8 protein-coding genes and 1 pseudogene are annotated in these 8,893 nt (G+C 27.9%); 2 read left to right on the top strand and 7 right to left on the bottom strand.

Annotation, left to right across the window (positions count from 1 at the left end):
• Positions 1-129: 129 nt before the first annotated feature.
• On the top strand, positions 130-612 hold the full coding sequence (locus Q0K52_RS14105; RefSeq protein WP_297300520.1) for a GNAT family N-acetyltransferase: 483 nt from the start codon (positions 130-132) through the stop codon (positions 610-612).
• A gap of 31 nt (positions 613-643) precedes the next feature.
• Complete coding sequence (locus tag Q0K52_RS14100) at positions 644-991, top strand: cytochrome C biogenesis protein (protein WP_297300519.1); 348 nt, start codon at positions 644-646, stop codon at positions 989-991.
• Positions 992-1,069: 78 nt separating this feature from the next.
• Here Q0K52_RS14100 and Q0K52_RS14095 read toward each other — a convergent pair whose 3' ends face one another.
• The 7 genes and pseudogenes from Q0K52_RS14095 to Q0K52_RS14065 form a co-directional block, all read right to left on the bottom strand.
• The gene (locus Q0K52_RS14095; protein WP_297300518.1) at positions 1,070-1,906 is read right to left on the bottom strand and encodes an RnfABCDGE type electron transport complex subunit B; all 837 of its coding nucleotides are present in this window, start codon (positions 1,904-1,906) and stop codon (positions 1,070-1,072) included.
• A gap of 39 nt (positions 1,907-1,945) precedes the next feature.
• Positions 1,946-2,527 carry an electron transport complex subunit RsxA gene (gene rsxA, locus Q0K52_RS14090; RefSeq protein WP_297300517.1) on the bottom strand — a complete coding sequence of 194 codons (582 nt, stop codon included), beginning with the start codon at positions 2,525-2,527 and terminating at the stop codon, positions 1,946-1,948.
• On the bottom strand, positions 2,520-3,179 hold the full coding sequence (rsxE, locus tag Q0K52_RS14085) for an electron transport complex subunit RsxE (RefSeq protein WP_297300516.1): 660 nt from the start codon (positions 3,177-3,179) through the stop codon (positions 2,520-2,522). Before rsxE ends, rsxA begins: the two co-directional genes overlap by 8 nt.
• Positions 3,180-3,269: 90 nt before the next feature.
• Positions 3,270-5,203 (bottom strand): annotated as a pseudogene (locus Q0K52_RS14080) (methyl-accepting chemotaxis protein).
• Between the two features lie 314 nt (positions 5,204-5,517).
• Positions 5,518-6,876, bottom strand: a complete 1,359-nt coding sequence (locus Q0K52_RS14075; protein WP_297300515.1) for a TldD/PmbA family protein — start codon at positions 6,874-6,876, stop codon at positions 5,518-5,520.
• Position 6,877: 1 nt separating this feature from the next.
• Positions 6,878-8,266: a TldD/PmbA family protein gene (locus Q0K52_RS14070; protein ID WP_297300514.1), complete on the bottom strand. Its 1,389-nt coding sequence runs from the start codon at positions 8,264-8,266 to the stop codon at positions 6,878-6,880.
• The gene (locus Q0K52_RS14065) at positions 8,263-8,760 is read right to left on the bottom strand and encodes a pyridoxamine 5'-phosphate oxidase family protein (RefSeq protein ID WP_297300513.1); all 498 of its coding nucleotides are present in this window, start codon (positions 8,758-8,760) and stop codon (positions 8,263-8,265) included. The genes Q0K52_RS14070 and Q0K52_RS14065 overlap by 4 nt, the downstream gene beginning before the upstream one ends.
• Positions 8,761-8,893: the final 133 nt, after the last annotated feature.

Raw genomic sequence — 8,893 nt, 5'->3', positions numbered from 1 at the left:
ATGGGGCAAAGCCCCAGATATAAAAACAAAAATATAACTTTACTTTTGACAAAGTATAGTTGTTTAGGTATATACTATTTTTATTAAACAATATATAATATACTATATATTTAAATAAAGGAATAAAAAATGCAAATAATCAAATACGATAAAAAATATATTAAAGAAGCCTTAGAAATATGGAATAACATCATAGAAGATGGAATATATTTTCCTCAAATAGAAAAATTATCAAATGAAGAAGAAGCAGATAAATATTTCAATTCCCAAGATTATACAGGTATTGCAATTGATAATGATAAAGTTTATGGAGTTTATATACTTCACCCTAATAATATAGGAAGATGCGGACATATATCAAATGCATCTTATGCTGTAAGCAAAGAAGCAAGAGGAAAAGGAATTGGAGAAGCTTTAGTTAGAGATTCTATGGAACAAGGTAAAAAATTAGGTTATAAAATTCTTCAGTTCAATGCTGTTGTAATATCTAATACTTATGCCCATAAATTATATGAAAAAATTGGATTCAATAAAATAGGTGTAGTAAAAAAAGGTTATTTAAATAAAAATAATGAATATGAAGACATTGTTCTTTATTATATAGATTTATAATTATTCTTTTATTTAATAAAAAGGAAATAGTATGGATTTTAAAAAAGTAAAAATTGAAATATATATACCTGCTGAATATACTAGCAAATTAAGAGAAGCATTAAATAATATTGGTGCCTTAGGTGCTGGTAATTATGATAATGTAATGTCTGTAACTAAAATCACTGGATATTGGCGTCCACTTGAAGGAGCAAGTCCATTTGACGGAAAAGTCAATGAAATATCTGAAGCTCCAGAAGATAAAGTAGAATTTTCAACTGATATAAAAAATGTGGAAAATATTATTAAAGTTATGAAAGAAGTTCACCCTTATGAAGAACCTGTAATTAATATAATACCTTTAATCAATGATAGATTTAATATTAATTTAAATTATTAATATTTTAAATTTGTTAAACAAAAAAACAAGAGCTAATAATTTAACTCTTGTTTTTTTATTTTAAATTATAAAAAATATTTAAGCTTTTTTTATATCTGAAAGGTCTTTTACAGAATTTACTCTTTCATTAGTAATAGCCTTAGTAGGACATTTAGCTATACTTTCATTTGTAATAGAATAATCATCATAATTAACTATAGCAAGATAATTATCTACTTTCATACCGCCTTCTTTAGTGTTCTTAACACAAATACTGCATCCTATACAAGCTCTATCACAAGCTTTTTTAGCAATAGGGCCTTTATCTTTGGATTTACAATAAACATGGAACTCTTGAGAAACAGGGTGTATCTCTATAAGTTTTTGAGGGCAAGCTTTAACACAGGCACCGCAAGAAACACATTTATCTTCAACTATTATAGGAACTCCAGTATCACTTTTAACAATAGCACCAAAATCACAAGCTTTCATACAATCATAAAGTCCAACACAGCCGTAAGAACAATCTTTATTGCCGCCAGCCATAACAGCAGAAACACAAGTTTGAGCACCGTTATAAACTCTGCTTGATTTAGCTATATCTTTATGACCATGACAGAAAATATATGCTCTTGTTTTTTCTTTTTGTTCCGGAGCAACTTTACCTAAAAAATCAGCTACTTTTGCTGCAGTATTAGCACCTCCTACAGAACAGCCGTCTACAGGAGCTTTATCATCAACTAAAGCTTTAGCAAACTGAGAACAGCCAGCAAAACCGCATCCTCCGCAATTAGCACCAGGAAGCATTTCTGTTAACTGAGTAACTCTCTCATCAACTTCAACTTTGAAAATTTTAGAAGAAAATATTAATAAAACAGCCAATATCAAAGCAATTAAGCCTGAAGATATTGAAGCTACTAAAACAGATGTCATCATTTTTATTATCCTTATAAATAACTTCTAACACATTAATAATTATATTTTAATTATGCCAGAGAAACCATAGAATATAAGAGCAAGTATTCCTGCAGTAATAAAAGGCATAGCAGGACCTTTAAAAGCTTCCGGAATATCAGCAGTAGCTAAACGTTCTCTTATACTAGCCATTATAACTAAAGCTAATGTGAAACCAACACCAGCACCTAAAGCAAATACTATATTTTGTATAAAGTTATATTTGTATAAAACACCAAATAAAGCTAAACCCAATACACAGCAGTTAGTAGTAATAAGAGGAAGATAAATACCTAAAGAAAGATATAAACTTTCACTCGTTTTTCTTACAACCATTTCAACGAATTGTACTAATGCTGCTATAACTATAATGAATAATATAGTTTGTAAAAATTCGATTTTAAAAGGAACTAATATATAATATTGTATCATCCAGCTAACAGCTGCAGTTAAAACCAATACGAAAGTAACAGCAATACCCATACTAACAGCTGAATCTAATTTATTAGATACTCCTAAAAACGGACATATACCTAAGAATTTAGTTAATACAAAATTATTAACTAATACAGTAGCTACAAAAAGTAAAATTAAATTAACCATTAGCTTTTCCTCCTCTAGCATCTATAGCTCTTTTTATTGCAATCAAAGTACCTAAAGTGAAGAAAGCACCTGGAGCCATAATCATAGCAACCCAAGGAGTAGTAATTTCATTATAAGCATTCAAAGCAAAAGGCATTGCAGATTCAACAAAGCCTCTTATAGTTCCAACAATATCGAAACCTAACCAAGTACCATTACCTAATATTTCCCTAATAGAAGCAAGTAATGTTAATGCAAAAAAGAAACCTACACCGTTACCTAAAGCGTCAAAAATACTAGGTATAATACCATTCTTATTAGCAAAAGCTTCAGCTCTACCTAATATAATACAGTTTACAACTATAAGCGGTATATAAGGCCCTAAAGCTAAAGATAATGTATAAAACTTAGCTTTCATAACAATATCAGTTAAAGTTACAAAAGCAGCTATAACAACAATGTATCCCATAATTCTAACTTCATTGGCATAAATCTTTTTGATTAATGAAATTAAAGCGGAAGAACAAACTAATACAAATATAGTAGCCACAGACATACCTATTGCATTCATAACGCTGCTTGTAACCGCTAAGCTAGGACACATACCAAGAACTTGTACAAAAGTAGGGTTATTTTTCCAGACCCCTTCCATAAACACTTGAGAATTTTTCATAATAATTTAACCTTGATTTAATTAAGATTACATGGCAATATTTTAGCATAAATTGCATTTTTTTCAAGCAACTTTACAATATATTATTTTTTACTTATCTTCACTGGCCTTTAGCTTGAAAAATGACATAGCTTCTTCTAAATTTAGAGATAATTCTTCCAATTCTTTAGAAATTTCACTTACATCTTCAGCCAATTTAGTATTATTTCTTGAGCTATTCTCTATATTGCCTATATGTAAATTTATAGAATCTATACCATCTTTTTGTAATTTCAAGGCATTTGTAAAATTAGAAAGTAAAGTATAGGCTTTTTCTATTTTTTCTTTCATGCTATAAAATAATTCTTTAGATTCATTAGTAGACTTAGCCGCTTCTTCGATACGTTTCTGGCTTTCTTCTATAAGAGAAGATATGTCTTTTACTGAACCTGAAGTACTTTGGGCTAAATTTCTTATTTCACTGGCAACCACTGAAAATCCTCTGCCGTTTTCTCCAGCACGTGCGGCTTCAACTGATGCATTTAAAGCCAAAATATTAGTTTGAAAAGCAATATTCTCTATAACTTTTGTAATATCTCTTATTTTATTACTAGCCTCGCTTACAGAATCAGCATTATTTGCAGCCTCTGTAATACTAACATCAGCCATATCTATAGAATTATTTGCATCTTTCATTATATCTATAAGTTCATTAGCGTAATTTGTAGTTTCTAATACAGAGCTTCCTATATTATTAGCTACATTAGAAGTTTCTCTCATATTATCAAAATTACTTTCTGTTTCGCTATGAAGTTTACCATTTTTTAAAGATATTTCTTCTGCTCTATTTTTAGCCTCTTTAGAAATAACATTTACAACATTAACTGCCTCAATCAAAGCCTCTTTCATATTATAAAAGCTGCTCATCAATATTCCTATTTCATCTTTTCTCTTTAATTCTGATTTACTGTGTCCAATATAACCTTTTGATATATGATCAGCTTCCATTACAACAACATTTAAAGGCTTAACTATTGAAGAAGCAATACATTTACTTATCAAGCAAATTATAAATGCCATAATCACTGCTATAATAATAACTATTTTTGTAAGTTTATTTTTATCTCCATATATCTCATTTTGACTATAGCTTACTATCAAATGCCAAGGAGTATTGTTTATTGAACTAAATAAAGATATTTGAGAAACATTATTATCATCTTTATATTCTAAAATACCCTCATCATTATCTAAAACATATTGAAAGAATTCATCTTCTCTTTCACGTATAGTTTCCGGTTTTCTTTCATAAGCTGAAGTACCTATAATATTACTGTCATAAATATAAAGTTTATTTGTATCAGTATGTGCTATTATGTTTTTCTTACTGTCTATAATAGCTATGGAACCAGTATCTCCTATATGACTAGGCAATATATAATCTGATATAAATTTCATCCAATTAATAGAACTATTAAGTACTCCTACAACCTTTCCATTTTCATCTTTTATACCTTTCCATATAACACATATAGCATTAAGAGGATTTGCTGAAGAAGGCTGTATAAAATCTCTTGCAGAAAAATCATATCCGTTTTCTTTGAATCTTTTCCAATCTGATGAATCTGCCCCATAATTAATATGCAGTAATTTTCCGCCTATGGAATCAAGTATAATATTAGCATTAAAATTAACTAATGAATAATTATAAAAAACTTGTGTATCGCTACTTCTCTTGTAAATTCTTTTAAAGAATTTTCAGCAGACAATCTGTTTTCTTCTGTAGGATTGGATAAATATCTTGATAAATTACGGTCTTTAGAGTATAAATCCATAACCAGTCTCTTTTCAGCAAAATATAAATCAATCATATCTGAATATGATTTTGCTGCTACCCTCAAGCCCTTTATAGCTGTGTCTTCTATAGTCTTTGAACTTACTACTGTAATAATTAACACTATAACTAACATGCATAAAATAAAAGTAACAGAAATTATAAAAGGTATTCTAAAAGAAAGATTATTTATTTTCGTATAACAAACCATACTAAAAAAAATTTAGATATTTTAAAAAAAACTAATTATTTTTTTTACCATAACTAATATAATAGAAAAAATAAAAAAAATCAAATATTTTATGACAATTATTTCATTTTTCATACTAAAATATTAATTATAAGTATAGTATCATAACATTAAAAGAATAAACAATAAAAAATGTGTATTTTTAATCAACAATATTTTATAACAATTATTATAAATAGAAAATATAGAATTATATAAGAATAATTGTTTATTATTTATATATGGAAGAATACATAAATAATAAACAATATATAAAATTTTATAAATATACAAAATTATGAAGCAAATGATAATTCTTTAATCAAAGCACTAGGCGTATAAATAGATGAATGATAGTAGTCTGTATCATTAGCAAGCATTTCTATGTTATTAAAAAAGTCTAATATATTTCCTGAAACAATAAACGGATTTGCTGTATATGATAATTTTCCATTCTCTATTTTTATACCTTCAGCCTGTAAAGAAAAATCTCCGCTTATGGCATTAACTCCAGAATGAGTACCTGTCAAAGAATTAACTAATATTCCATTTTGAATTTGAGAAATTAGTTCATCTTGAGTATTATTTCCTTCTTCCAAAATAAAATTATGACAAGAAACACCTATTGAAGTTTTAAATCCTCTTGAAGCATGAGAAGTTGTTTTCCTACCATCTTTTCTTGCTGTATAATTATTGTATAAATAACTATTTAATACACCATTAGTAATAATGTTTAAATCTTTTGTAGATGAACCTTCACCATCAAAATATGTATTTGCTAATCCCTTATCAAATATTGGTATATCTTTTATATTTACAATATCGCTTGCTATTTTTTTATTTAATTTTCCTTGTAAAAGTGATAATTTCTTTTGAACAGACTCTGAAGAAAATAAACCTAGATAAGCACCTATAATAGTTCTCATTGCCTTACTTGTAAATACAGTTTTATATTTTCCGCTTTCTATATTTTTTGCACTTAATTTACTTATTACACTATCAGCAATATTTTTTGTAAAAGCATTAACATCAAATACTGCATCATGAGCTGAATAAATATCAAAAAAAGTTTTCGTAGCATTTGAGTCTTTAGCTATTACTTCGCCATAATATGTAATGCTGTTTTTCTTTTCTCCCTTACATACACCATTACTATTAATAATGCATTTTATAAAATCATATCTTGCAAGCCCAGCTGAAGGTACATTAATTATTCTTTTATCATAAGAATACAATTTATCTTCTATAGATAATGATATATTTTTTAATTCTTCATTTGATAGATTGACTATATCATTATTAATCATATCATAAGTTTTTTCATCATCTTCTTTTTCTATTAAAACATTATATTCTGGTTCTGCCTCAGCATAATTTAAAGAAATTTTAGCATTTTCTATAAGATTATATATAGAATCATTTGAATTAATTTTTTCTGTAAAGCTCACTCCAACTTTTCCATTCTTTATTAATCTTAAACCAACACCGCCGGACTCAGCAAAAGTGTATTTATCTAAATCTCTTTCTCTTACAGTAAACTCTTCTTCACCGCTTTCAGACATATAAACTTCAATTTCATCAATATCATTAGCTTTATCTTTTACTATATCGTATATTTCTTTTATTCTATTCATTAAGCTATTCAATTCTGACATATTATCTACCTCCAACAGTTAATTCTCTTACTTTTATAGCAGGCTGTCCAACAGTAGTAGGCACACTTCCTGAAACGCTTCCGCATATACCGTCAGCCAATTCTAAATTTGAAGATACTGCCTCAATATTCATAAGAGTTTCATCACCGCGACCTATAAGTGTAGCACCTCTAACTGGTTCTGTAATCTTTCCATTCTCTATTAAATAGCCTTCAGAAACGGCAAAATTATAATCAGTTGTAGCAGGATCTACTGAACCTCCGCCCATTTTTTTGGCATAAAGTCCGTATTCTATTCCAGAAATCAAATCTTCAAAACTAGAATTTCCTTTATCAATAAATGTATTTCTCATTCTTGATGTAGGAGGATATTTATAGCTTTCTCTCCTTGCACTTCCTGTAACTTTCTGATTCATTTTCATAGAGCCTAATTCATCAACTAAATAACTTTTTAAAATACCATTTTCTATTAATACAGTTCTTTGTGCATCATTACCTTCATCATCAATATTATAGCTTCCCCAAGCATTTTTTATAGTGCCGTCATCTATAGCAGTAACAACATCGGAAGCTATTTTTTCACCTAATTTATTACAGAAAACACTAGCATTATCTGCAACCGCTGTAGCTTCAAGAGCATGTCCGCAAGCCTCATGGAATATTACTCCTCCAAAGGCATTATCTATTACAACTGGATATTTACCGGATTTAGGATACTTTGAATCAAGCATTTTTATTGCTGAATTTGCTGTTTCTTTTGCCATATTCTCTAAATTAATATCTTTTATCACCTGATATCCGTCTAAAGCTCCTTTGGTTCTGCTTGCTGTTTGAGTATTAACTCCGTCAGATGCCATAGATAGCATAACTAATCTTATATATGTTTGTGAGTCTTCTTTTAATATTCCATTACTTGCACATACTAAAATATTTCTTTGTTTTTCCATATATCTGGCATTAACCTGTTTTATTTTATCTGATACTCCTCTTGCTGTTTTATCCAAATATGAAAGAACTTCTATTTTTTCATCAAAATTAATATCAAATGGATTTATATGCAATGGGTGATTGTCTTTTTCATGGGATTCTATAAAATTACTAGGTATATATTTTTTATCATTTACAACTGAAGCTACACTTCTTGCTAAATTTATCAAACTATCATTGCTTGTATCATTAGAATATAAATATATTGTCTTTTTATTGACTATAACTCTTAAACCAACTCCATAATTATTTCCAAGACTCATATCATCTACTTTAGAATCTAAATATCCTATAGAATTAATTTTAGTATCTTCAAAAAAAAGATCTGCATACTCTCCCCCATTTTTTAAAGCCTCTTCCAAAACTGTATGCAAAAAATTTTTATCAAAATTAAAATATTTCATTTATTCTCCTTTTTATTTATTAACTCTATTGCTTCTTTTCCTGTCATATACTCTATGTCTAATTCTATTATACATAAGGCATTATATTCATTGTTAATAGCTTTATCTCTATTTTCTTTTATGTCATTAGGATAATATTTTAAAGCTAATTTCTCTATAGCTTCTCTTTTTATATTATCATCTTCTATAATAAAGGCTCGTCCAAAAACTATAACACTTCTATAGTAAGTGGTATATTCTTCTGGTTTTATATCATCTTTTTCTATAACACAAAATGATACTTTATTATTGTTTTTTATAGCATCTAATTTATATCCGCTTTTGGCTGCATGAAAGAATATTTTATTATCATCATAAACATAACTTAAAGGAACAGCATAAGGATAATTATCATCTCCTAAAACTGCAAGAACTCCTGAAGTACATTTCTTTAATATCGATATACTATAGGAATTTGATAACAATTGTTTTTTTCTTCTCATCTCTCTAAACATAAAATATTCCAAGCTATATTATATATGAAATAAACAAAATAATCAATTGACAATCAAAGTGTTTAAGAGCCATAGATATTGCACACTTTTAGTTTAAAAAAAGAAGGTATTCCTTATAATTTAAATTACTAGA

This window comes from uncultured Brachyspira sp. (assembly GCF_944390845.1).
Lineage (GTDB): Bacteria > Spirochaetota > Brachyspiria > Brachyspirales > Brachyspiraceae > Brachyspira > Brachyspira pulli.
The sequence above is the reverse complement of the archived record's forward strand: the minus strand, read 5'-3'. Positions and strand labels throughout refer to the sequence as shown.

What these genes read in the sequence shown, in the direction of transcription:
- Q0K52_RS14075 (WP_297300515.1), bottom strand. Translation starts at nt 6,876, where the DNA reads ATGTCAGAATTGAATAGCTTAATGAATAGAATAAAAGAAATATACGAT.
- Q0K52_RS14065 (WP_297300513.1), bottom strand. Translation starts at nt 8,760, where the DNA reads ATGTTTAGAGAGATGAGAAGAAAAAAACAATTGTTATCAAATTCCTAT.
- Q0K52_RS14070 (WP_297300514.1), bottom strand. Translation starts at nt 8,266, where the DNA reads ATGAAATATTTTAATTTTGATAAAAATTTTTTGCATACAGTTTTGGAA.
- Q0K52_RS14105 (WP_297300520.1), top strand. Translation starts at nt 130, where the DNA reads ATGCAAATAATCAAATACGATAAAAAATATATTAAAGAAGCCTTAGAA.
- Q0K52_RS14100 (WP_297300519.1), top strand. Translation starts at nt 644, where the DNA reads ATGGATTTTAAAAAAGTAAAAATTGAAATATATATACCTGCTGAATAT.
- Q0K52_RS14095 (WP_297300518.1), bottom strand. Translation starts at nt 1,906, where the DNA reads ATGATGACATCTGTTTTAGTAGCTTCAATATCTTCAGGCTTAATTGCT.
- rsxE (WP_297300516.1), bottom strand. Translation starts at nt 3,179, where the DNA reads ATGAAAAATTCTCAAGTGTTTATGGAAGGGGTCTGGAAAAATAACCCT.
- rsxA (WP_297300517.1), bottom strand. Translation starts at nt 2,527, where the DNA reads ATGGTTAATTTAATTTTACTTTTTGTAGCTACTGTATTAGTTAATAAT.